At 63.0% G+C, this 23,514-nt stretch carries 24 protein-coding genes; 19 read left to right on the forward strand and 5 right to left on the reverse strand.

All coding sequences use genetic code 11. The annotated features are described in order from the left end of the window. Nucleotides 1-136 precede the first annotated feature (136 nt). Genes BOS5A_RS13935 through BOS5A_RS13970 form a run of 8 tightly spaced genes read left to right on the forward strand, consistent with a single transcriptional unit; the run spans nucleotide 137 to nucleotide 11,263 of the window. Nucleotides 137-1,993, forward strand: a complete 1,857-nt coding sequence (locus BOS5A_RS13935; protein ID WP_070157085.1) for a hypothetical protein — start codon at nucleotides 137-139, stop codon at nucleotides 1,991-1,993. Beyond that, on the forward strand, nucleotides 1,990-3,114 hold the full coding sequence (gene traN, locus BOS5A_RS13940; protein ID WP_070157084.1) for a conjugal transfer protein TraN: 1,125 nt from the start codon (nucleotides 1,990-1,992) through the stop codon (nucleotides 3,112-3,114). Before BOS5A_RS13935 ends, traN begins: the two co-directional genes overlap by 4 nt. Continuing rightward, entirely contained in the window at nucleotides 3,086-3,967 is an 882-nt protein-coding gene (locus BOS5A_RS13945) for a type-F conjugative transfer system pilin assembly protein TrbC (protein WP_124810437.1), read from the forward strand. Before traN ends, BOS5A_RS13945 begins: the two co-directional genes overlap by 29 nt. Further along, nucleotides 3,939-4,544 carry a S26 family signal peptidase gene (locus tag BOS5A_RS13950; RefSeq protein ID WP_070156731.1) on the forward strand — a complete coding sequence of 202 codons (606 nt, stop codon included), beginning with the start codon at nucleotides 3,939-3,941 and terminating at the stop codon, nucleotides 4,542-4,544. The genes BOS5A_RS13945 and BOS5A_RS13950 overlap by 29 nt, the downstream gene beginning before the upstream one ends. 50 nt (nucleotides 4,545-4,594) lie before the next feature. Then, nucleotides 4,595-5,434 (forward strand): conjugal transfer protein TraF, encoded by an 840-nt coding sequence (locus tag BOS5A_RS13955; RefSeq protein ID WP_070156742.1) that lies wholly within the window; start codon nucleotides 4,595-4,597, stop codon nucleotides 5,432-5,434. Then, complete coding sequence (locus BOS5A_RS13960; protein ID WP_070156730.1) at nucleotides 5,434-6,009, forward strand: hypothetical protein; 576 nt, start codon at nucleotides 5,434-5,436, stop codon at nucleotides 6,007-6,009. The genes BOS5A_RS13955 and BOS5A_RS13960 overlap by 1 nt, the downstream gene beginning before the upstream one ends. Before the next feature lie 53 nt (nucleotides 6,010-6,062). Next, nucleotides 6,063-7,487, forward strand: a complete 1,425-nt coding sequence (locus BOS5A_RS13965; RefSeq protein ID WP_070156729.1) for a conjugal transfer protein TraH — start codon at nucleotides 6,063-6,065, stop codon at nucleotides 7,485-7,487. Between the two features lie 11 nt (nucleotides 7,488-7,498). Next, nucleotides 7,499-11,263 carry a conjugal transfer protein TraG N-terminal domain-containing protein gene (locus tag BOS5A_RS13970; RefSeq protein WP_070156728.1) on the forward strand — a complete coding sequence of 1,255 codons (3,765 nt, stop codon included), beginning with the start codon at nucleotides 7,499-7,501 and terminating at the stop codon, nucleotides 11,261-11,263. Here the strand turns inward: BOS5A_RS13970 and BOS5A_RS13975 are convergent. The 3 genes from BOS5A_RS13975 to BOS5A_RS13985 all read right to left on the reverse strand — a co-directional run bounded on the left by BOS5A_RS13975 (nucleotide 11,260) and on the right by BOS5A_RS13985 (nucleotide 12,479). Then, a complete protein-coding gene (locus tag BOS5A_RS13975) occupies nucleotides 11,260-11,607 on the reverse strand; it encodes a hypothetical protein (RefSeq protein WP_190287315.1) in 348 nt (115 codons plus the stop codon). The genes BOS5A_RS13970 and BOS5A_RS13975 overlap by 4 nt on opposite strands. A gap of 169 nt (nucleotides 11,608-11,776) precedes the next feature. Beyond that, nucleotides 11,777-12,100 (reverse strand): helix-turn-helix domain-containing protein, encoded by a 324-nt coding sequence (locus tag BOS5A_RS13980; protein WP_070156726.1) that lies wholly within the window; start codon nucleotides 12,098-12,100, stop codon nucleotides 11,777-11,779. A gap of 1 nt (nucleotide 12,101) precedes the next feature. Beyond that, nucleotides 12,102-12,479, reverse strand: coding sequence for a type II toxin-antitoxin system RelE/ParE family toxin (locus tag BOS5A_RS13985; RefSeq protein WP_070156725.1), 378 nt, complete (start codon nucleotides 12,477-12,479; stop codon nucleotides 12,102-12,104). 185 nt (nucleotides 12,480-12,664) lie between these two features. Here BOS5A_RS13985 and BOS5A_RS13990 point away from each other — a divergent pair, with 185 nt between their 5' ends. The 10 genes from BOS5A_RS13990 (at nucleotide 12,665) to BOS5A_RS14035 (ending at nucleotide 20,695) form a co-directional block, all read left to right on the forward strand. After that, complete coding sequence (locus BOS5A_RS13990; RefSeq protein WP_151955603.1) at nucleotides 12,665-13,018, forward strand: hypothetical protein; 354 nt, start codon at nucleotides 12,665-12,667, stop codon at nucleotides 13,016-13,018. A 6-nt stretch (nucleotides 13,019-13,024) separates the two neighbouring features. After that, nucleotides 13,025-13,585 carry an RES family NAD+ phosphorylase gene (locus BOS5A_RS13995; RefSeq protein WP_070156723.1) on the forward strand — a complete coding sequence of 187 codons (561 nt, stop codon included), beginning with the start codon at nucleotides 13,025-13,027 and terminating at the stop codon, nucleotides 13,583-13,585. A 253-nt stretch (nucleotides 13,586-13,838) separates the two neighbouring features. Then, complete coding sequence (locus BOS5A_RS14000) at nucleotides 13,839-16,190, forward strand: heavy metal translocating P-type ATPase (protein ID WP_083276966.1); 2,352 nt, start codon at nucleotides 13,839-13,841, stop codon at nucleotides 16,188-16,190. A 2-nt stretch (nucleotides 16,191-16,192) separates the two neighbouring features. Beyond that, nucleotides 16,193-16,582: a Cu(I)-responsive transcriptional regulator gene (gene cueR / locus BOS5A_RS14005; RefSeq protein ID WP_070156722.1), complete on the forward strand. Its 390-nt coding sequence runs from the start codon at nucleotides 16,193-16,195 to the stop codon at nucleotides 16,580-16,582. Nucleotides 16,583-16,757: 175 nt separating this feature from the next. Then, nucleotides 16,758-17,054, forward strand: coding sequence for a type II toxin-antitoxin system Phd/YefM family antitoxin (locus BOS5A_RS14010; RefSeq protein WP_083276965.1), 297 nt, complete (start codon nucleotides 16,758-16,760; stop codon nucleotides 17,052-17,054). Then, entirely contained in the window at nucleotides 17,051-17,503 is a 453-nt protein-coding gene (locus BOS5A_RS14015) for a type II toxin-antitoxin system VapC family toxin (RefSeq protein WP_070156720.1), read from the forward strand. Before BOS5A_RS14010 ends, BOS5A_RS14015 begins: the two co-directional genes overlap by 4 nt. Before the next feature lie 19 nt (nucleotides 17,504-17,522). After that, nucleotides 17,523-18,449, forward strand: a complete 927-nt coding sequence (locus BOS5A_RS14020) for a HEPN domain-containing protein (protein ID WP_070156740.1) — start codon at nucleotides 17,523-17,525, stop codon at nucleotides 18,447-18,449. Further along, nucleotides 18,446-18,886, forward strand: a complete 441-nt coding sequence (locus tag BOS5A_RS14025) for a hypothetical protein (RefSeq protein ID WP_070156719.1) — start codon at nucleotides 18,446-18,448, stop codon at nucleotides 18,884-18,886. Before BOS5A_RS14020 ends, BOS5A_RS14025 begins: the two co-directional genes overlap by 4 nt. Next, complete coding sequence (locus BOS5A_RS14030; RefSeq protein ID WP_199857379.1) at nucleotides 18,865-20,205, forward strand: ImmA/IrrE family metallo-endopeptidase; 1,341 nt, start codon at nucleotides 18,865-18,867, stop codon at nucleotides 20,203-20,205. The genes BOS5A_RS14025 and BOS5A_RS14030 overlap by 22 nt, the downstream gene beginning before the upstream one ends. A 106-nt stretch (nucleotides 20,206-20,311) precedes the next feature. After that, complete coding sequence (locus BOS5A_RS14035) at nucleotides 20,312-20,695, forward strand: hypothetical protein (protein ID WP_070156717.1); 384 nt, start codon at nucleotides 20,312-20,314, stop codon at nucleotides 20,693-20,695. 222 nt (nucleotides 20,696-20,917) lie between these two features. Here the strand turns inward: BOS5A_RS14035 and BOS5A_RS14040 are convergent, their stop codons facing one another. Both BOS5A_RS14040 and BOS5A_RS14045 read right to left on the reverse strand, forming a co-directional pair. After that, a complete protein-coding gene (locus BOS5A_RS14040) occupies nucleotides 20,918-21,214 on the reverse strand; it encodes a helix-turn-helix domain-containing protein (protein WP_070156739.1) in 297 nt (98 codons plus the stop codon). Between the two features lie 421 nt (nucleotides 21,215-21,635). Beyond that, nucleotides 21,636-22,217 (reverse strand): RNA polymerase sigma factor, encoded by a 582-nt coding sequence (locus BOS5A_RS14045; RefSeq protein ID WP_083276964.1) that lies wholly within the window; start codon nucleotides 22,215-22,217, stop codon nucleotides 21,636-21,638. A 1,070-nt stretch (nucleotides 22,218-23,287) separates the two neighbouring features. On the opposite strand from BOS5A_RS14045, the gene BOS5A_RS14050 reads away from it, so the two are divergent. Further along, nucleotides 23,288-23,500 (forward strand): hypothetical protein, encoded by a 213-nt coding sequence (locus BOS5A_RS14050; protein WP_070156715.1) that lies wholly within the window; start codon nucleotides 23,288-23,290, stop codon nucleotides 23,498-23,500. Nucleotides 23,501-23,514: the final 14 nt, after the last annotated feature.

The following is a 23,514-nucleotide window of genomic DNA, read 5'->3' on the forward strand; positions in this document are numbered from 1 at the left end:
CCCTGGCGGCGTCGCTCCACCCCCGGCCAGCGCGGCCGCAATGTCCCGTCGGCAGAAAAGGCGTATCCTCTCCGCCTGCTCCGTCGTCGCGGTCGCGCTGGCCATTCCCTTCGCCACATCCGCCTCGGCACAAACGATGGAAGACCGTGCGCGCACCGCAGCGCAAGCGTCGCGTACAAAGACCAGCGACAGCGAGGCGCTCCAGCAGAATTATGTGACGCCGGGGCTTGCGGGTCAGTCGATCTCCACGGTCGACAACAGCCGCACCTTCGCGCCCAACATCGCCTGCCAGAAAACCGCGACGATGCTGGAGGTGCTGGTCCAACCCTCGGGGACCGGCGACCTGGGCTCGGTCACGATCGCGCGCGACACCGATCTCGACGGTACGGTCGACAGCACGTCAAAGCTTCCCGTCCCCGTGTCGGGCATCTGCGCCAATGGTGTGGTCTCCTGCCAGCCGGGCAGCTGGAACGGGTGCAGCTTCTTCCGCTGGGACGTGGACGCAGCCAACGCGCTCAAGCTGACGGCGGTCGATATGCCCAAGCTCGCCGGCTGCTACTGCATCAACAATAGCTGCGGCGCCAATCTTGCCTGGGGCAATATGCCCTCGGTCCTGCGCGATCTGGGCGGCGGGATGATCGGCGCACTCACGACCGCTGACCCACGCTATGGCGTCGCCGAAGCCGTGATCGATGGTCCGGCGATCCGATATGTGGGCGCGCAATCGACCGCATGCTCGTCCAACCCCGCTTTGCCCCAGACCGCCTACCGGTCCAATCCCGCGACCATCGCCTCCGACGCTTATGCCGCCTCGACCGGCAATAGCGTGTTCCAGGCGCTCAAGGGTTCGGCGATCGGCACCGGCACATCCCTGCAATATCGGCATTGCACGATCGAGCGGCGGGCGACCGTGCTCAAGCCCGGCGCGGAGGACATTATCAGCCGGACCGCCGGCGGCTATTCGACGATCCAGAACGGATCGTCCTTCGATTTCCTGATGGGGTCCCCGGCGGACAACAGTCTGGCTGGCGGGAGCTGCACGCTCATCGATTTCCGGATGACACTGCATGTGAGCGAGCCGGACCGGATCGTCGATGCACGCCTCACACAGTTCTTCGCCGATGACTGGGCGCAGGTACGCATCGACGGGCAGCTTGTCGGTTCGGGCCCTTCCGCCTGGACCACCCTTGGCCTCCCGCCCTCCAAATGCGAGCTCAAGAAGACCTTCTATGCCTATCCCAATCTCGACCTGAAGCCCTGGCTCACCGCCGGCGATCACGAGATCTGGTTGCGCGTCGCGGTCGCGGAAGGCGGCGAGGGTTTCGCGCAGGTCCATGTCGATGTCGACAATAGCTGCAAGACGCTGGAGCAGCTGGTCGACGGATGCGGGACGATCGCCGCCGATCCGCAATGCAAACTCGACAGCGAATTGGTCGATGGCGTCCAGACCTGGATCAACGGCGTCGCGACGGGCCTGAAGCCCCTGCCCCAGACCCGTATCCTGGGCGGCCCCGCCTGCCCGACCGATCTCACCCGCGACTTCTTTCTGAAAGACCGCACCTATCGCTGTTCGGTCGATGACATCGCCAAACCCGATACGAGCCGCGGCACCTATATCATCGACCATTCGACCGAGACGATGCTCGCCGACCGCGCCCGGCAGAGCGATGGCAGTTTCGCGACCTCGACCCGCGCCTTCAGCCTGCCAGACAGGGGTTCCGTTCCGGCCTGCGAGGCCGTCTGCAAGACGCGCGCGCCCAAAGCAAACAACGCGGCTGCGCCGGATGGAGTCGTCGGCGCCAAACAGAATGTGCCAACCGGCTACGACACCTTCTTCCACGCCTGCACGTCCGACAATCAGTGCCCCGCAGGTCCGGGTGAGGAAGTGGTCTCCGCCTGTGGATGCCTTGACGACTTTCCCGAGGCGGTCGTGATGATGCAGACCGTCCGCCTCGCCGGCGCCGACCTCGTCTGCACGGGGAGCGTGCAATGATCGGCCTGCCCAGCAAGAGAAGCCGGCCCCTCGATCCGCGCGGAGCTGCGCTCGCGATAGCGCTTTGCCTGGGCGCGAGCATCGCCTTCCCGAGCGCCGCCAGTGCGCAGCAGATCTGCGCCGCCGATCTCAACAATAATGGCGATGCTGCCGACGAAGGCGAGCAGGCTAGCTGCCTCGCCACGACAAGCGGCGCGTGGCTCTGCCCGATCCAGCAGGTCGACTGCGTGGCCGACGCCGCCGGACAATATAGCTGCCCGGCCGGACCGCAATTTGCCTGCATGGTGAAAAGCACAGGCGGCCCGCCGGCTTGCTCGCCCAATCAGTGCGCGGACCTCGCGACCAACCCGATCGTCAACGAACCGCCGATGGACGATCCGGGCAGCCAGCCCAATGGGGGCATCGATGCCGACGGCAATTGTATGGGCCAGATCGAGATTTTCTCCGGGCGTGGCGTGCGCTGCCGCCCGGCCGGGCTTTCGACCACCTTTTCCAATTGCTGCAAGGACAAGGGCAAGATCGTCAAGGACGGCATGGGCTCGTCGATTGGTTCGATCGGCACCAAGATCGCCGTCGCCAAAGGCGTGTTCACGGGCATGAAGGCGGCCTATGTCGCCTTCAAGGCGGGCGCGACCGCGAGCCAGGCGGCCAGCGCCGGTGCGAACGCGCTGATCGTTGGGCTCGACCCAACCTCGCTCGCGGTCAGCCTCGCGATCAATTTCATGATCGAGTTCCTTTTCTCCGGCTGTGATCAGCAGGATATGGAAACCGCCATGCTGCGGTCGTCGGGCATGTGTCACGAAATCGGTAGCTACTGTACGTCCAGCTTCCTGGGGATCTGCCTCCAGAAGGCGCGCGGCCATTGCTGCTTCAACACAAAGCTCGGCCGCATCATCCAGGAACAGGGCCGTCCCCAGCTTAAGGCCTTCAACGGCAATCTTTGGGGCACGGCCAAGAAGCCGATGTGCCGTGGGTTCACGCCTGAGGAGTTCCAGGCGCTAGATTTCAGCAAGATCGATCTCTCCGAATATTATGCGGACATCGAGGCCCGCGCCCAATCCGACATCCAGATAGACATGGGGGAGCGCGTCAATGCGTATCTCAAAGCCATCAATCCGTAACGCCGCTCTCCTCGTGGCTGCAGGCGCCGCAACCGCCGCGCTGGCACAGGATGCCACGCCCGTTGCCCCTCGCGGCGATGCCAGGGGATCCACCGCCGAGCAGGGCCAAAAAGCCATGGATCGGCTCGAGGGCATCGTCACGCGAGAGAAGGAGGCTGCGGGACACACGCCTGACCCGAGGCTGCCGCCGACTGACGATCCGGCTGTCCGTCGGCGCGCATTCGAAGGCCTGCGAGGCCGGACGCCTATGCCGGAGATGGAAGCACGCGCTCGCGCCGCCCAGGCGCGCGGCGAGGCGAGCCTTGCCGCCGAGCGAGAGCGACAGGCCAAAGCGCTCCGTCAGGCGCTGGGGCTCGAGCCCGCCGAGGAACAGGCGCTCGCCAAGGCCGCGCCGGCCGTTGCCGCCAGGGGCTGGGTGCCGGTCCTGTTCGTGTCTTCCTCCATGCCGATCTCGACACTGCGCAACTACGCCGCTCAGTTGGCGAAGGTTCACGGCGTCATGGCGTTCCGCGGCGTACCCGGGGGGCTCCGGAAAATGGGCCCGATGGCGAAGCTGACCGCGCAGATCCTCAGGCTCGATCCCGGCTGCGAAGGTCCGAACTGCGTGATGCGCGATGTGCAGCTGATCATCGATCCGATCGTGTTTCGCCAACATGGCATCGCCCAGGTCCCCGCACTCGCGATGATCCCGGGCGATCCGACCCAGGCCTATTGCGAGCGCGACGACGACAGTCCCCGCGCCAGCCATGTCGTGTTCGGCGACAGCGCTCTTTCCGGAATGCTCGAAGAATATGCCCGCCTCGGCGGAAAAGAGGAGGTCAGCCATGCTCAGGCTCTTCTGGTTGCTCGCTAGGTGGACGGCCGGCTTATGGCCACGCCTGCGGCGTCTTCCCCGCAAGGCCGCGGTCGCGCTCGGCGCTCCCGGCCCGGATCAGCCTGCGCGCCCCGACCGCCTATGGCGCGCGATGCTGGTCGTGTTGCCGCTCGCCCTCTGCGCAGCGCTGGTGATGCCGCAAGTGACCCTGGTCATGACCCCGTCGATCGAGGCCTTTGCCGTGCGCAAGAGCCCGGGGCCGATCCTGCGCGGCGACTATGTGATGTTCACCCTGCATCACCCGATCGCCGGGCCGAAGCCAGTCTCCGTTACCAAGCATGCGCTGTGCCTCCCCGGTGATCGGCTCACCATGTTCGAAACGCCCTCACCGCTGACCCAAAACGGCTGGGACGGCCATTATTATTGCAACGGCCAGTTGCTCGGCGTCAGCCTGCCCCAAGCCCATAACGGGCTGAAGCTTGACCATATGAAGTGGAGCGGCCTCATCCCCGCCGGGATGGCCTATGTCGGCTCGACGCACCCGCGCGGGTTCGACAGCCGCTATTTCGGGCTGCTGCCGATCGCAAACCTTACCAGGATGGAGCGCATCCTGTGAGCGCGCGGCGGCTGATCGTCGCGGCAGCGACATCTATCGTTCTTGCCTCGATGCCGGCGAACGCCCAGACAGAAGGGCAGGCTCAAGGACAGCGCCAAGGCTATTGGTGGTATGAAGCGCCCCGGCCAAAGCCTGAGGAAAGAGCCGAGCCGGACGGATTGGTCAAACCCGTCATACCACCGATGGCGGAACTGGCTACCTGGACCCCGCCGAAGATCCGCAAGCTCATCGAAGAGCAGCGCGATTATGCCGCGACCGTGCTGACGGTCGATGCCGTCGCCGATTTTTGGCGGCTTCAGGACTTCGCGCGGCGCAAGGCGCGCGCGTTCGCCGGCGTGACGCAGATCGCAATGCTGCAACATCCCGAGCTCAACTCGAAGTCCGCAAACCCCATGGTCGGCGATGCCCGCTCGGAGCTTGGCGCGCAGAAGGACGCCATCCGTCGGTCCTACCTGCGCGCCCATGCGGGCGAGTTCGCGCTCGTCATGTTCTCGCGTTCGACCTGCGGCTATTGCCGCGTCCAGTGGCCGATCATCCAGCGTTTCCAGGAAGAGATGGGCTGGCAGGTCACGCTCATGGATGTCGACAAGCGGCCGGATGTCAGCCAGCGGTTCGGGGTAGAGATCACGCCCACGACGATGATCATTCGCCGTGGAAGCCAGCAGCGCATGGTCATTGCGTCCGGCGTGGAGGCTTATCCCAATCTCGCGCAGATGGCGTATCAGGCGGTGCGCCTGCTGCGCGGCGATATCCGGCCCGAACAGTTCATGACGGGTCCGGGCGAGGATGCCGGCTTCTTCGACGCGCTCGGCAACGGCCCGGTCTCCGCCACCGACCCCCGCGCACTCGGCGGCGATCTTGTCGACGCCTCGACCGGACAGAAGCCGTGATGCGCGCGCTCATCCTCCTCGGCATCCCAGGCCTGGTGATCGGCATGGGGTCTGCGTCCGCACAGACCGTGACGCCCGATGACGCGATGCGGGCCGCGATCCATCCGGTTGGCGATGCAAAGACGATGCAGGCATGGCTGTCACGAGTGCCCGTAACGCGCGACTTCCCGGACGATTTCACCGCGACGCTGCGCGGCCACGGGGCCGCGTTCGTGATCGAGATGACCACGGCGCCCGGATGCGTGCCCTGCGGCGATCTCTGGAGCAAGCTGACGGCCCTCGGCACGCGCTATGGCTGGCAGGTTCGCACGATTGGCGCCCAGGAGGCGATGATCCGGTCGGGGCGCCTTGGTCTCCCCTGGGTCGGACATCCGGTCGCCTGGGTGCGGCCGATCGCGGACGACATCCGCGTCGTGCCGGTGGCGATTGGCACCGACCACGCGCCCAACCTCGCGCGCAATCTCTATCTTGCCGCAAAGATGCTGACGGGCGTGAGACCCGCGGTCGGCGTCCGCGCCATGTCCAAATTCACCGGCATCGTGGGGCTGCCGGCGACCCGCAACGGAAGGCACTGAGCAATGGCGGCCTCAGTCCTTCCGCCCCCAACCCAGATTGTCCGGAGTCCGCCATGTTCGGTCGGTATCGCACCGCTGCGCGCGCGCTGATCGCGCTTGTCCTTGCCACATTCGTCTCGACCGCGCCTGCCCATGCGCAGAGCTGGGCGGAAAGCTGGTTCGACAATGTCACCTATACCTCTCCCGGTTCGTTCGAGGACCAGACGCGCGGCTATGTGACGGCCGGCGGCATGTCGGGCCGTGTCGACGTCCATAATGATTATCTCATGTCCGTCAGCCTGCCAAAGGTGAAAGCCGGCTGCGGCGGTATCGACATGTTCCTGGGCGGCATGTCATTCCTTGATCCCGACTATCTGGTCCAGAAGCTCGAGAGCATTCTGCAGGCCGCGCCTGCGGTGGCGTTCCAGTATCTGCTCGAAACGCTGGACGAGAAGATGGGCAACATCATCTCGAAGATGGAAGCAGCGACCAATTTCCTGAACTCGATCCAGGTCAATGATTGCCGGCTCGCCAATCGCATGGTGCAGATAGCCAAGGGCGACGACAACATGTCGGGTATCATCGAGGAGATGACCGGCTATCGCTCGGTCAAGCAGGGCTTCGCCAAGAGCTATCAGCAGAGCCGCGAGAAGATCGAGGCGAACAACAACAACCCCACCGAGGATCTGAAGGACGCGCTCGCCAACTGCCCAGCGGAGGTGACCGACATCTTCCGTACCGGCTCGCTGTTGTCCCATGCCGCCTCGCGCGTCGGCGCTGGCGACTGGGCAAGCGTCATGCGGGCCCGGGTCGGTGACGTCTATATGCGCTGGGACGATGGCGACCGGGTACCGCTGTTCACAGCCATTCCCCAATGTCCCGCGCAGGATACGGAAAGCGCGCAGGACTTCCTGACCGGCCGGGTCCAACGCAGGACGCTCAATTTCCCGCCGACGGGTGCGGATTGCGCACAGGACGGCTCGGGACGGGGTGCCCTCGTGCTCGCCCGCGAGCGCATGCAGTCGATCGCCACCAAGATCCGCACGCGGGCGGCGCTCTCGGCCGAGGAACGACAGTTCGTCGCCAACGTCCGAACGCTGCCGGTCTACCGGATGCTCGAATGGGGCGTGCGCCAGGGCGTCGTCGATTCCGTGATTGCAGATACCGACGAACTGGTCGCGCTCACCCTCGCCTACCAGATGCTCAATGACCTGACCCGCACGATCGATTTCACCGTGACCAATGCCGAGCGCGGCGCGACCGTCGCGGGATCGGCAGACGGCAACAACAAGAATGTCTGTCAGACGCGCATCCTGTCCAAGGGGATCGAGCAGCTGCGTGACCTGAGAGACGAAGTGCTGCGCCAACGCGCGCAGATGCGCCAAAGCTACATGGCAGCTCTCAATCAGGCCAACCTCTCCACCAATTATGCCGGACTCCTGCGGGAGCGCGACCGCGACGCGCGCGATGCCGCCGGCGCCGCTGCCCGCAATCAATAGGACACACCATCATGCGCCGGCTTGCGAGGCTCTTTGCCGCCCTTCCCGCCCTGCTTCTCGCCACGCCCGCCCTGGCGGTCGATACGAGCTTCCACACCTATGACGGCTTCGCCGAGACGGTCGATGCCTTTCGCCTAGTCTCGATGATCTTCAGCGATCCGCGCTACGAGACGCTGGTGATGATCGTCGCGACGGTCGGCATCGGTCTCGGTGCAATCATCGCCAGCGTGCGCGGGACCGGCATGGGCCTAGTCGCCTTCGGCTTCCAGATCCTGATCGGTATCGGCCTGTTTGTCGGCCTCATCGCCACGACCGGGACGGTCCATGTCTATGACCGCGTGCGCAATGCCTATCAGCCTGTCGGCGGCGTCCCCAACCTCCTCGTACTCGTCGCCGGAGCGACCAACATGATGGAACGCGCGATGGTCGAGACGATCGACGACAACACGCTGGACCCCAATGCGAAGATCGAGTTCGGTGCCGGCGGGCACAGCTTCGACCTTTTCCTAAACGCCGTTTCGCCGCGCGGTCCGATGACCGACGTGTTCCTCGACGCGACGATCAAGGACTATGTCCGCCAATGCTATCCGGTCGCCCGTGTGTCGGCGGCTTATGGCGTGGACGATGACCAGCTGTTCCGGACCTCGACCGATCTGCCTGCTTCGTTCGCGGCGATGGCCGGGCCATCCACCTTCTCCACGGTCTACACGCAATCCGACAAGGGTGGAACGACGGTCAGCTGCAGCGACGCCTGGACGCACATCTCCGATCGCCTGTCCGATCCCGTCCTGTTCGAAAGCTACACCAACCAGATCTGCACCCGAACGGGCTATGATACTGGCAATGCACAGCAGATGACGCGTTGCCGCCAGCAGCTTGGGGAGATGGGGCAGATGATGCTTGGCCGGCCGCTCAGCGCGCAAGCCTTTCTGACCCACATCCTGCTGGGCAACACCGTAGGCGACGTCCTGTTCGAGGATTCCCCGGCGAGCGCCGCCAGGGTGATGGCCAACCGGGCGGTCATCTCCAATGGTCTCGCCACCATGTCGGTCGCGAACGAATGGATGCCGACGATCCGCGCCACGGTGTTCGGCATCATGTTGTTCATGATCCCGATCGCGCTGCTGTTCATCCTGACGCCCATCAACCTGCGCGTGGCGAGCTTTGCCCTCGGTATGTTCGTGTTCGTGGCGCTCTGGGGCGTGATCGACGCGGGGATCTATCAGTTGACCCTCGGGCGCGCGACCGCGACGCTCGCCGAACTGCGCTCGAACGCGCTCGCCGCCAATGCCTGGCTATTGGCGCCATCGGCGGCGATGAAGGCGCTGGCGATCTTCGGCAGCTTCCGGACCGCCGCCGCTGGCCTCGCCGGCGCGTTCGTTTTCACAGTCTTCCGCTTCAGCGGCAATGTGTTCACCTCCTTCACCTCAGGGTCGCTCGGGATAGCGAGCCAGGGCACGGCCGCCGCCGCGCCGATGGGCACCGCCGAGGGACAGGCATCCGCGCTCGAGGCCCAGGCTTCAGCCATGGGAACGCGTACCCGCGCGGCCGCCGCTTCGAGCTTTGGCGATTTTGGGGAGCGTTCGACCTTCAATGCGAACCGAAGCTATGGCGAGGCGGGACATATCCTTGGCGAGCGTCCTGGCACGCCGGGCGGAACGGCGTTCGCACTCGGCGGCATCGAAGGCTCGCGCCAGATGGGGAGCCTCGCTCCCGCGCTGGGTGGCCGGGACCTTGCCGATCCCGGGGTCGCGCGCGCCGTCCAGGCCAATGCGGCCACTACAGCGATCCATCAGTTCGCGGAGAAGGATGCCCTGAGGGGTCTGGGCACGAGCTATTTTGGTCAGGACGAGGCCGGCGAGAAGGCGTTCGCGGCCTTCAGCCAGAACCTCGTCCAGTGGCGCGCCTTCGGCGACCAGCGCGCTTACAGCATGATGATGCAGGGGGCGGCCCGGCATTTTGAACGCGCCGGTTATTCGCCGGCTGATGCCCAGCTCAAGGCATCAGGCGTGATCGGCGACGCCCAGGCTGATCCGACATTCGCCAAGCTGATCGCCAACACTTATGATCAGGAGCAGATGCTGCGCAACGACCTCACGTCCGCGCAGGTCCAGGTCGGCGCGATGGAGGGACGCCGCGACTATGCCGGCGACAATGTTGCAGGCGTCGAGCGTGCCAATGTCGCGACCGAGCAGGGCTGGCGAAGCGGCAGCAATCAGGGCCAGCGCGAAGCGGCGGCGATGCTCGGCCTGTCAGTCGATGAAACTTCGCGCCGGATCGGCTTCATCAATGCGCTGTCGGGCGAAGCGCGCAGTTCCGCCATAACTCAACTGTCCCGCGCGACGGGGCGCAATGAGGCGCAAATCGAGGCCGCGCTCGAACGCTATAATGCGGCCGTCCAGGTCGGGACAGCCGATGGCGCGACGGCCGAGGCCGGCCGCGAAGGGACCAGCATCTATGGACGCACGCGCGAGGCGTCGGGCTACGATTTCGCCGAACGGTCCGGCAAGCTTGACGCGCAGCGAGAGGTTGGAACAACGGGCACGCGAAGCGCGGCGCGCATCGGCGAGCAGCGGCGCCAATCGGAAAATTTCGGGTTCGCAGAGGGCGCAGCTGCGGCGGGCGTCTCGACGCGGGAGGCAGCACGGCTCGACAGCTTCATCCAGGCGCTGAGCCGCACAGCGGGGAACCAGGTCGATATGGCCGAAGGCGGCGCCGGGGGCATCGCTGATCGCGCGCGCAACGAGCGCATCACCTCGATCGTCGATCGGGAGCGCTTGACCCGTATGCAGGGTCTCCTTGCCGAGAACGGCATCAACCTCACGAAGCGCCAGATCGCCATGGACCAGAATGGTGACCTCGGCCTCAATCTCACCCCGGAGACCGCTGCTGCGATGTGGAAGGCCGGGCTTATCAACGAGAGCCAGCTTGGCGCGATCGCCAATGGCGGGCACGCACGGTTCAGTTTCGCGCACAATGATCTTCTGGTTTCCAGCGGCACGGATTTCAGCCGCTCGGCACGCAGCGACACCAGTACCCGGTTCGAGGCTGGCAAGCAGGCAGGGCCTGACACGATCGAGCATTTCATGGGCGGTGGCGCCGAGGGGCAGGCTATGCTCGCCAACTGGCTGCGCGGCGGATTCGAGATGGACCGCAAAGGCGAATGGAGATTGAAGCCACAGGTCGCCGACACGCTCCAGCGCGACGTCCAGGCGATCATGGCGCAAACAGGATGGCAGAGAACTCTCTCCCGTTCCGCCGCGGATCAGACAACAATGGGAACCACTTTCGGCCTCGAAATCGGGAGAACGATATCTACCTCCGATAGTGAAACCACGAGCGACAGCGCGCGGTCTGGCAAAGGACGGCAACGAGGACCTACCCAGACAACTAGCAAAGGGAGAACGACAGCCGGTCGGTTTGGTGGTAATATAGGTTTTCGAAGCACGGATCAGGGATCCACTACCGAAACCGCGCAATCCACGATGGACGTTATGAACTATGATGTCCGGGAATCCATTGCTGCCGCTGAGCGTGCCGCAGCGCGCTCCAGCGATCCGGCAGCAACCTTCTCCCGCGAACTTTCGAACCGCGTCCTTGGGAACGAAGGCATGCGCAATCGCTACCTTCAGGATGCGGACAATGGACGCGCCACCTTTGATATCACCGGCCCATTAACCTCGCTCGAGCAGAACTCAGTCCTCTCGAAGGGCAGTTTCTCGACCGACATCGCCGGCAGTCCTGGCGACGGAGACAGTAAATTCAAGAAGCGCTAACGATGCCTTCCGGTGTGGGGATCAATGTAGTCTGGATTCAGTGGGTTCGAAGGGTTGCCGATCCAGAGCGGTCCAGATCGGGGGTCGAATGGATCGGCGAAAGCGCGCGATCTCTCCACCATCCGCTCATGCTCTTCCCAAACACGCTGTCTCTCGGCGTCACCCTCCTCATCGGACAGCGGCACACCATCGCCTTGCCCGATGAAACTATCCAGGCGTTCGCGAACATAACCGACGCCCAGCACCATGACCGCAGTCATCGGAAAGAACAGGATGTCGAGATAGCCCGCGATCCCCCCACGATAGAAGGCTTCCAGCGTGTCGATGCGGGTGGAGAGGGCCATCCCTCCCCACCAGACCGGAATGGTCGCCCACCAGAGCTTCGCGTACCATGGACGCCAGAAAAAGTGTCGGGCGCGCAGCGTTTGCCCCCCGGTAGCAGGCGTAAGTGGTGGAGGCTGATCGGCGACAGAATCATGTGGCATGTGCACGCCCGTTCTGACCGAAAGGAGATCAGACCAGCTCGATGACGTGAGCCTGCCCGACGCCCTCATGCCGAGGGCTGACCTGATAGGCGACATCATGCCCGAGCTTCCTGAGAGCCGTCGCGATATAGGCTTCGCTGATGCCGTCCAACCTGCCGTTCAGGATCTTCGACAGCTTGGGCTGCGGAATGCCGATCATTCGGCTCGCGACAGTCTGGCTCAGTTTGAGCTCATGGATGGACCGGAGCATCAGTGCCGCCAGGTCGGATTTGACCTTGAGATCATCGGCATCGGCCAAGCCGAGATCGGCAAAGACGTTGCCTCCGCCGGAAGTTACATGTTCGACAGCCATATCAATGTCCTTTGCTCTTACTCGCGCTACGCTGATCTTCCGCGTCCCGCCTGGCATCTTTCAATCTGCTCTCAATCGTCGTCTTGTCGTGTTTCGGGATAGCGATCCCGTTCGTTGACTTCTTCTGGAAGCAATGCAGCACATAGACAGCGGAATCGATTCTAGTGGTGTAGACCGCCCGATAGGAATCGCCATCATGGTCCTCGATCAGTTCAACTGCTCCATCATAACCTTTCAGCGTCTTCGCATCCGGCGCACGCTCCCCCTTCTGGGCCAAGCGGAGACCGTAACCCAGTGGCCGCTTCACCTCGTCGGGCATGGCCGACAAATCCTTGAGCGTGCTCCCCAGCCATCTTATTTCCTTGTCTGACTCACTCATTCCCGGACCACATCATCTTACAACACCCATTTATACCTAAATGGGTATAGCGTCAATAGCCGGTCTGCTTTGTTCAGATGCGCCAGGCACTTGCAATCGCTCCGGGCGACGTCGCGCCAGAATCGCCAGCTGATTTCGAGGCGATCAGGGCTGCGCGCGAGAAGACCGCGCGCTTCCGCGACGATATGGCTCAGCGCGCCAGTAGGATGTTTGATCGCACTGATGTTACCGAGATGCTTGGCGTGACTGCGGTCGCCATCAAGAAGCAACGGCAGCGGCGGCAGATGCTCGGCGTCCCCTATGGCGCTGAAATCCCATATCCGGCTGCCCAGCTCGTCAATGGCGAGGCGCTTCCCAATCTCAAGCGATTGCTCGAGGCCTTCGGCGACACTCATCCCTGGGAGCAATTGATGCTCCTGACGACGCCGGTTGAAGGCTTCAGCGCCCACGAGGAAACACCGCTGGCGATCCTGGGGCGTCGCCCGGATCAGGAAACCTTGCGTCAGCTCGTCGCACTTGTCGCGAGTTGGGCGGTCTGACCAGGAATGGCCGCCACCATGTTGCGACGCGTCGGTGCGGGCGTGCATATGCACCGGATTCATCGTGCTGCCCATGATCCGCTTTTCTTCGGGCCGTTCGGGCCTAAACCCGAAGGCCGCTTCGACGCCCCCGATGGCAGCTACAAGGTACTCCACACCGCCCGCACGCTGGTAACGGCTTTTGGCGAAACGCTCGTCCGACGGCCTGCGATACCCTACATCCTGTCCAGTGCGGTCCAGGCTCGCGCTCGCAGTGAAATCGTCACCACACGAGCGCTCAGGCTCTATCCACTCCTCGATGGCGGCATATCGGTTCATGGCCTGTCCTTCACCGACCTGCACGGCGACGCCTATGGCAAGACCTGGGCTGCCAGCCGGCACATCCATCAAACGACCACGGCGGACGGGATTCTTTATACATCCCGGCTCGACAATCAGCCTTGCGTTGCCCTGTTCGAGCGTGCCGCAACCGCCATCGCCATCTCGGAGGTCAGCAACGTCAGCATCTCGCCGTCCGAGGCGACATCACTCGCCGCGCACTTTGGGAAGGACTATGTGGAACCGTAGATCACTCGATGTTTTTCAGCGGTTCTGAATAGCGCAGCGGACTGTCGAAGGCCGATGTCTGGCCGTCTCCGACCGGGCCAATAACTCAATCCGCGAAAATTGCGGACAAAACGCTCAATCTCGCGGGCGAGATGCCGCGACATTATGCACAGCCTCCCCGCCCTGTCCTGAAAGCGCAACTCCATCGCGATATCCAGGGACTTGACCGTGACATGATGTCAGACCTTATCTACAGCCGTAAAGGAGCAAGGCGATGCATGATCATCATGGCCATAGCGGCCATAGCTTCTCGCACGGCAAACCCGCGGGCGAAACCAAGGATCCCGTCTGCGGAATGAGCGTCGATCCTGGGAAGACGCACCAACATGCCGAGCACAATGGCGCTTCCTATCACTTCTGCAGCGCCAACTGCCGGGCGAAGTTCATCGCCGATCCCGCAAAATATCTGGCGCCGCAATCGGCATCCGCTCCTGTGGCATCGGCATCCAGGATCTGGACCTGCCCGATGCATCCGGAGATCCGTCGCGATGCCCCCGGCTCCTGCCCGATCTGCGGCATGGCGCTGGAGCCCGCTGAGCCTGGCGCCGACGAGGGGCCGAACCCCGAACTGGTCGACTTTACCCGCCGCCTCTGGGTGAGTGGGATCCTCGCGGTGCCGCTGCTGCTGCTTTCCATGGGTGGCGAGATGGTGGGGTTGCACCTCGTGCCCATGCGTTGGTCCCCCTGGGTGCAGCTCGCCCTCACCGCGCCGATCGTGCTGTGGGCCGGATGGCCGTTTTTCGAACGCGGATGGGCCTCGCTGAAGAGCCGCCACTATAATATGTTCACGCTGATCGCGATCGGCGTGGGGGCAGCGTTCCTCTACAGTCTGATCGCTACAGTCGCCCCCGGCCTCTTCCCGGCCGCTCTCCGCACGCATGGCGATATGGTTCCAGTCTATTATGAGGCTGCGGGCGTCGTCGTTGCGCTCGTCCTGCTCGGCCAGGTGCTGGAGTTGCGCGCACGGGCCTCCACGGGACGCGCCATCCGTGCATTGCTCAAACTCGCGCCCAAGACGGCACGGCGCATCAGCCCCGACGGCGCCGAAAGCGAAGTGCCGTTGGCAGACATTGCGAGAGGCGACCGCCTGCGCGTGCGCCCCGGCGAGGCGATCCCGGTCGACGGCGTCGTGAGCGACGGCCACTCGCCGGTCGATGAATCGATGCTCACCGGCGAGCCGGCGCCGGTGTTCAAGTTTCCCGGCGCGGCGGTCACGGGCGGCACAGTCAACGGCACCGGCAGCCTGGTCATGGAAGCACAAGCGATCGGCTCGGACACCATGTTGGCCCGCATCGTCGCGATGGTGGCAGAGGCGCAACGCAGCCGCGCGCCGATTCAGGCAGTCGCCGACCGCATAGCCGGCTGGTTCGTGCCGGCGGTGGTGCTGGTGGCGATCGCGACCTTCATCATCTGGAATCTGGTCGGGCCGGAGCCGCGCTTCGGCCACGCGCTGCTCAACGCCATCGCCGTCCTCATCATCGCCTGTCCCTGCGCGCTGGGACTCGCCACGCCGATGTCGATCATGGTTGGCACCGGACGCGGAGCGCAAGCCGGGGTGTTGGTCAAGAACGCCGAGGCTCTGCAGGCGCTCGATGGCGTCGATACGCTGGTGATCGACAAGACCGGCACGCTGACCGAGGGCAAGCCGAAGCTGATGGCAGTCGAACCGACCCAGGGGTTCACGGCGGACGAGCTGCTGGCACTGACCGCCGCGCTGGAGGAACGGTCCGAGCATCCGCTGGCTCTCGCGATCATCGCGGGCGCGAGCGATCGGGGGCTCACGCTCAGCGAGGTCCGCAATTTCGAATCGCAAACCGGGATGGGGATCAGCGGGACTGTCGGAGGCCGCACGATCGCCGTCGGCAATGCCGCGCAGATGGAGCGGATCGGTGCCGACAGCACATTGCTCGCCCCAGCCGCCGAACGCCATCGGGCCAATGCAGCCGGCGTGATGTTCGTTGCCGTCGGCGGGCGTGCCGCAGGCCTGATCGCGGTCGCCGATCCGATCAAGGCCTCGACGCGCGAGGCCCTCGCCGCGCTTCAAGCCGAAGGACTGCACATCGTCATGCTGACCGGCGACAGTCGCGGCACGGCCGAGGCGGTCGCGAACGCAATTGGCGGCATCGACGAGGTTCATGCCGATCTCAGGCCCGACGACAAGGCGCGGATCATCACCGAACTGAAGACAAAAGGCGCGCGCGTCGCCATGGCGGGTGACGGCATCAACGACGCGCCGGCGCTGGCCGCCGCAGATGTGGGGATCGCGATGGGAACGGGCACCGACGTCGCCATCGAAAGCGCCCGACTGACCCTGACCGCGGGCGATCTGGCGGCGATGGTACGGGCGCGCCGGCTCGCCCGGGCGACCATGTCCAATATCCGCCAGAACCTTTTCTTCTCCTTCCTCTTCAACGGCATCGGCGTTCCGGTCGCGGCGGGCGTGCTCTACCCGGTCGCCGGCATCCTGCTCTCGCCGATGTTCGCTGGCGCCGCCATGGCCCTGTCCTCTTTCACCTTGGTCGCCAATGCGCTGCGGCTGAGTGCCGTGAGGCTCGACGGGAGCTAGCCATGAACATCGGCCAGGCGTCACAGGCGAGCGGGGTGTCGCAGCGAATGATCCGGCATTATGAGAAGATCGGTCTCGTCCCGCCGCCGGCCCGGCGGCGCAGCGGTTATCGCGACTATTCGGACGCGGACGTGCATCGCCTCCGCTTCATTGCCAATGCCCGCGACCTTGGCTTCCCGATCGAGGAGATCCGCTCGCTCCTCGGCTTGTGGCAGGATCGTGGGCGATCGAGCGGCGACGTCAAGGCACTGGCCATGGCGCGCGCCGAGGAGCTGGGCCGAAAGGCCGCAAAGCTTCAGGCAATGAGGACGGCGTTGGTGACGCTGGCTGAGGCCTGTCATGGCGATGTTCGACCGGAATGCCCGATCATCGAGCGTCTCGCCCGCACATAGCCCGGGAGTTGACGCGGCCTGAAGCCGACACGCGCGGCTCGCTCAGAAGCACGCTCACGGCGGCACGCCCAGGCCGACCGTGGACTGGCGCTTCAATTTGCGTCACGCGCTCAGTTTCGCGTTGCCAAACTCCGTCCCAAGTCCTATATCTGACTAGCTAGTCAGGAGAATGCGAATGGGCACGGCAATCCGAAAGGACCCGGAAGCCAAGGACGGACAAGGCGGCACCTGGAAACTCGAGGACGCCAAGGCGCGCTTCAGCGAGGTTGTCCGACGCGCTCAAAGCGAAGGCCCCCAGCGAGTCACCGTGCGAGGGCGCGAGACTGTTGCGGTCATCAGCGTGGAAGAGCTCGAACGGCTCCTGCCCACGGACGGCAGCAAGCCCGCCTTCGTACCCTTCCTCGAAGGCCTCGGGCTCGACGGTCTCGATCTGGAGCGCGAAATGGACCGGGGACGGGATATTCTTCTGTGAAGGGCTGGCTGTTGGATACCCATGTCGTGTCGGCCCTGGCCAGTCCGAATGGGGCTCCGAGTGTGAAGGCCTGGGCAGCGAGCCAGACCGAGCATAGCATGTATCTGAGCGTGCTCACTCTCGCGGAGATCGACAAGGGCATCCACAATCTGGACCCGGAAAGTCCGGACCGTTCCCGCTATCTCGCCGCGCGCGCCGCCCTCGCCGATCGGTTCAGCGGCCGGTTGTTGTCCGTCGAGGATGCTGTGGTCTTTCGGTGGGGCGTCATTTCCGGCGAGGTGAAGCGCCGCGTTGGTCAATCGCCTCCCGTCGTGGACACGCTGCTCGCCGCGACCGCGATCGAAAACGACCTTTTTCTGGTCACCCGTAACGTCAAGGACACACGAAACAGCGGAGCGGCGCTCTTCAACCCCTGGGAAGACGGGCCCGCTGATTTCTCCGTCACATAAGTTGAATGGCACCGAGGCAATGAAAACGGACATCGACCATCTTCCGGCCAGCAAGCGACACGAGCTTGATCGGGTCATTCAGATCCTGTTCGAGGAGTTCGACGATGCCCATGGCAACCCAACCGGTGCTCGCAAGCTCGGCCGCATCCTCAAGATCATTCTTTACGGTTCCTATGCAACGGGCCGCTGGGTGCATGAACCCCACACCGAGCGCGGCTACCGATCGGATTTCGATCTGCTTATCATCGTCAACCAGAAGGAACTGACCGACCGGCTCGAATATTGGGACAAGGCTGAAGAACGTCTCAACATCGAGACCATGATCCTCAACCGGCTGCGGACGCCGGTCAATTTCATCATTCACACACTGCAGGAAGTGAATGACGGGCTGGCGCACGGCCGCTATTTCTTCATGGACATCGCCCGCGACGGCATCGCGCTCTACCAGGCCGACGATAGCGAACTGCACAAACCCAAGCCCAAGACGCCGCAGCAAGCCTATGACATGGCCAAAGGCTATTACGACCAGTGGTTCGAGTTAGCCGTGTCGTCTCGTAGAATTTTCCAGTTCTGTTACGACACAAAGCAATTTCCCGACGCGGCCTACAATCTCCAGCAGGCCTGCGAGCGGCTCTATTATTGCGTCCTTCTCGTCTTCACATTTTACACCCCATACAGTCACAACCTGAAATTCCTGCGGCAGCAGGCGGAGCGGCTGTCGCCTCGCCTTGTCGAGGCGTGGCCGCGCGACAAGCGCAAGCTCGAGGCGCGTTTTCTCAAACTCAAGGACGCCTATGTGAAGGCCCGGCATTCCGACCATTTCAGGATGACTGACGAGGAGTTCGCCTATCTCTCCGAGCGCGTCGAGATCCTTGGCACGATCGTCAACGAACTCTGCCAGGAGAAACTCGCGGAACTCCACGCGGCGTTAGGATCCCAACCATGAGCATCCGGAAGCGCGAGGGAAACCGTCCTGATCGACGGTTTGCCGACGAAGAATTTCTGAAAGTGGAAGACCGCAAGGCTCTGTGTGCACGCCTCCGTTATGTCGGATCGGCAAATCATAAGCTGCGACCCGGGGATTATGGTTTTCATCCGTCGCACAATCCCCGCCCCTCCAAATCGCCCTGCGACGCGCTGCGAGCGGTTCTTCTGGCGGAAGCCTCGTCCCTGATGCAGCAGGGGATCATGCTCGGCATGGTCAGTCAATTCGGCGACGGCAGCGTTCCAAAGTATATTTGGGCCGTCGATGAGGCTAATGAGGTTTACGAAGCTAAAACACGACCGGAGCTAGAGACGGACTATCACGGATACAGGCTTGGCGATGACGAGCGCGACATGCGCGCCTACATTTTGAAGGAATGGAAGCGGCGGTGCCGGTAGGATTGGAATTTGGACTTGCGCCTGAGCGCCTCGACGAGGGAAGCCGCGAAGAGCGGGCTGCCTTCGGCCTGTTTACCATGCGCACGGCTCGCCAGTCGCTGACGGAGGGCTTCGACTCTTTCCTGAACGGCTTCCGGCAGGGACCGCTGGTCTCCGGTTATCATGTGGCGGAATGGCTGGCATGGAATTGGTGGCGCCTGCGCTGGGAACCCCGCTCGGCATCACCGGACTGGTCGCTCGCCCACAAGATGAACTCGATCGGCGAAGGGTATCTCTGGCCGAACATCGAGATCTGGTCGGATGGCGTGCGCACCATGTTAATTTCCCACGCCTCCGCGGAGCCTGACGCGAAGCCATTCCGATATGTGGGCGCATTTCCGACAATCGTCCCCTCGACACTTTTCGAGGCAGCCCTCGACGAATTTCTGCCAAGGATCATTGGTCGCTTGCACGAGCAAGGCGTTGGGGAAACCAATCTCGACCGGCTCTGGCGGGATGTCATTGCGGAGCGGGCGGACCCGGAGATTGCCAGGCGCCGACGTCTCGAGGCGCTGATGGGACGCGATCCCGACGCGTTCGACGACGACGCGGTGGAGGTGCTGATCGGCGATGCCGAACGTCTGGGTGAAGATGCTGTCCGGGAAGTCGCGGCTGAGCGTGCCCGGTTGCCGCACGAGAGCGAGGATCTCCTAACCGCGCGCCGGCTGGAAGAAATTGCCCAGACCCTCGGTCATCGTGGTTCTGCCAGGGACGCGGTGGTGCTCGACGCCCAGTATCGCGTTGTCAAGGACCCGGAAGTGCCCGCCTGGAAGCTCGGGACAAACGTCGCTGATGCGCTCCGCCAGCAGGAACGGCTCGGGGCCGATATCATTGATGATCGGCTGCTGGCGGCACTTGCCGGCACGACCCCTGACGCCTTGACCGAGCATCCGCGCGGGCCTGCCGCCCTCCCCTATGCTCTCGACGACGCCGCAGAAGACAAATCGCTCATCGTTCTGCCGGGAAAGCGGGAGGTCGGTCGGCGCTTCGCTCTGGCGCGCGTGCTCGGGGATAGGCTGATGAACCGCGAGGGCGCACTGCATGCAGCAACGCATGCCTACACCTATCGGCAAAAGGCCCAGCGATCGTTCGCAGCCGAATTCCTCGCGCCCTTCGACGTCGTCGAGGAGATGCTGCGCGGCGACTATTCGGACGAAAATCAGCAGGACGTGGCGGAGCATTTCCAGGTGTCACCGATGGTCGTGAACACGCTCCTCAAGAATCACGGCCGGATCGAGCGGGACTGGCCCGAAGAGGATTTCATGACGGCGATTGTCTGAAGCCTCGGAGCTTCATTAATCCGGGTCGAACGGGTGTCGAGGAGATCAGTTCGGTTGTGTGGCGCCGGAAATACCGCTTAACAGTATGCCTTGGCGAGGAGGCTTCATGAATGAGGATGCAATACCGGATGCGGCCGCCCGACGTATCGCACTCGCCCTTGTCGAGCAATGCGTCCGCAACACATGTCTCGAGGAGTTTCATGCCGGAAAGGTGCCGGAGAGTGTTACCGAAGACTATAGCGACGTGATGGTAGTCACGCCTTACGGCGAAATTCCCTGGCCGGAGGTGTCGAGAATATCAGACGCAGAGATGAAAGCCCTGATGATCGAGGTCGTCAACAAGGTCTACACGTTCCTCACGCATCTTGAAGATGTGATTGTTCTGCGCGATTCTGCGCGCTGGAACCGGCCTGAGCACGACCCCGCCCTGCTCGCCTTCGTAAAGCGCCGTGCCGCTGCCCGGCAAGCGGACGGTGAACAAAGGGAATAGGCAATATCATCCGACATCCAAAGATAGGAATGGACGTCGACATCTATAGGATCATCACCTTCCGCGCATTCACGAATATGGTCCGGTGACTAATCCAAGGTCCCGATCTCGATGGCTAGTCAGAGAACGGATGCGGAGGCCGGGCATCAGGACACCGGGCGATCAACTCCTTTATTTTTCGTGTCGCAGGTGCTCAACAATTCATGCGAACCCGGCGTGATGTCAGGTTGCGCAGATTTGACAACGACGCCACTTTGCAGGCGTGAGGCCGGACGCCTTGGCAAACGCCTTGGTGAAGTGAGCCTGGTCGGAGAATCCGCATTCGAGAGCGACCTGCGCCAGCGGCAGCGCGGTATTGGCCAGGAGGTGCTTTGCGCAGACGATACGCTGCTGTACGAACCATGCATAGGGCGCTATCCCCACTGTATTTGTGAACGCGCGCACGAAGTAGTAGAGCGATAATCTGCAACGTGACGCGACCTCGGAGATGGAAATCGGGTTACTGATGTCTTCGCACATAGCCCGCATGGCGAGACCAACCTGCCATGGTGCCAGGCTCGGCTGGCTACTGATTGAGCCAAAGCCCCGTCCGTCATTATATCCCGGCCGTTTAGCCGGTCCAGCATGCGCCCGGGTCTGCACCTGTCCTGCGCAGGGCATCGGCCCGGCGCCCGCACTTCCAAAAGCCGCCATCGCGACCCCCAATGGGTTGCAGGGTAGACTTCTGACGCCGGGAACTTCAGCGCCCTACCCTATCGGCCGCCACCGCGAGGCACGACGGACCGAGCCGTCGGGTTCTCGAAGGGGGAGGCCCTACTATTCCCATTTGATGGGACACATGAGGGGAACCAAAGGCGGCCAACTTTCTTCCGACCCAAATTGCAGACGCCCCATGATCGAGCAGGAGCAGGACCAGGACCAGGATTGGGATACGGCGCTGTTAAGATTGCCCCTTGGGCCGACGCAGGATCTTGCGAAGATAGGTTTCGGCGCGAACCAGCTCCTTTTGAACAGAGCGCTTGTGCAAACCGAAATCAGCGGCGATCTCGTTCTGCTGCTTTTCGTCACGCCATCGGGCCAAAAAAATCGCCTGCCGCTTAAGGGGAAGAGAGTGAAGCGCCTCGAGAGCCCGGTCCATCTCATCTGCAGCAAGGACAGCAGCTTCCTGGTCCGGTGTGCTATCGGGAAATTCGGAAAGCTCGGCCACATCCAAGTTCACGGTGCGCCACTCGCTACGACGCCGGTTGATCGCGAGATTTACGGCCATCCGGTAGAGATACGAGCGCGGGCTGCGCAGATCGCCGATGCTGGGCTCAGACCTCAGTTTAACGTAGACATCGTGGAGCGCTTCCGCGGCCGCCTCCGGAGAGCGCAGATGCGCTGAGAGACGCCTCAGCAGCGAGTCATACTCGCTCTCAAGCAGGGCTAGTAGCCTGTGAGCCGGGCCTTCACTATCGGTCTCGAGGGAAGCGTCAAATTCGCTTGCCTGTTGAGGTCGAGATGATTCTGTTTCGTCAGTCATTGCCGTCAGGGCTCTAGCGGTAGCCCGCTCGTCCAGGGATCCGACGTGAATTCATTGAGAAGCTGTGCAGCAACGAAGTAAATGATCGGTGTTCGATCGCCCATTTTTGCCAGTATCTCGCCATTTCCGCCACGAGTGGATCACGGAATGTCACCCTTCCCGGCCAGATAATAGCAGCCCTCCTCGTCAGGAACACAAAAGAAGATGCGATTAAATGATATTTACATATCTAAACATATACAATTCCAGTTTAAGATATATTTACAATTATCAAATAAAAAATGGGATAGTTATCTTATGCATAGTTCACACAATCCGAAGTATTTTGGTTAACATGATTTGGCGGATCGCGGCGGGATCGCCTGTGTGACCACATCGCACGTTGCGCCATCTGCCGGCCTCCAGACCCAAAGCAACATCGCCTCCGCGCGCGAATCGGTGAGAACCGTGCAGCGCGCGGCACGGCGAAGACTGGGCGAGCGTGACGGAAAATTCTACCCATCCATGCCCCGGCCACTTAGTCATCCGCCGGCGGGTGCGATGTCCACGGCCAGCTAGCAGATTGCGGCGAGCGGCTAGACAGGCCGCGGCGCCCGTAGTGGTCGCGAGCAGGGCTCCGCGGACAATGATCGCGTTTGACGAGTGACGCAGGACGGGGTCGCGACATTGGTCCGACCCTACGCGTCCTCTTGGGTTGAGCGGAGGACATCACCTCTCCTGGCAACCTTATGCGAATATGCGCCCTCCCACGTTGCCCCTATCTCGGCGATCCGCAGGAGTCGCGGCACAACATTTCAAACTCCTTTTGCAGGTCACAGTTCGACCGCGACATCCGGCGCTGCGGCGCTGCGGTGCGCGCGACGTGCACCGAAGCGATCCTGGCCCATAGCAAGATGGCCCGGCTCTTTGCTGGCAAGGCACTAAAACTGCGTCACACTAGGGGATCGGCCGAGGCCGTGAGGAGGCCGACCTTGAGACTGCAGACATCGCGCGCATGATCCTCCCAAAATGGGAACTTCTCCTCGTGCCCAGCACAACCACTTGCGGTAGATTAAGAGCAGGGGTGACATATGACCTATCTTGCGGAGCGCGTGCTGACCGAAAAACTGGCGGAAGCCAAAGAGTTGCTTGAGCGCGCGCTGAACATTCTCGACGAGCACCAGGAATATGACGCGGCCTATTCGACTTGCGAAGCCATCGAGCGCCTGATCGGCGCGCCGACGACGCTCGAGCAATGGTATATGATGACCGGCCGCGGCCCGGATGGTGAGCCCTTGAACTAACGTCCCATTCCATC

The sequence above is a fragment of the Sphingomonas sp. EC-HK361 genome, assembly GCF_902498785.1.
GTDB lineage: Bacteria > Pseudomonadota > Alphaproteobacteria > Sphingomonadales > Sphingomonadaceae > Sphingomonas.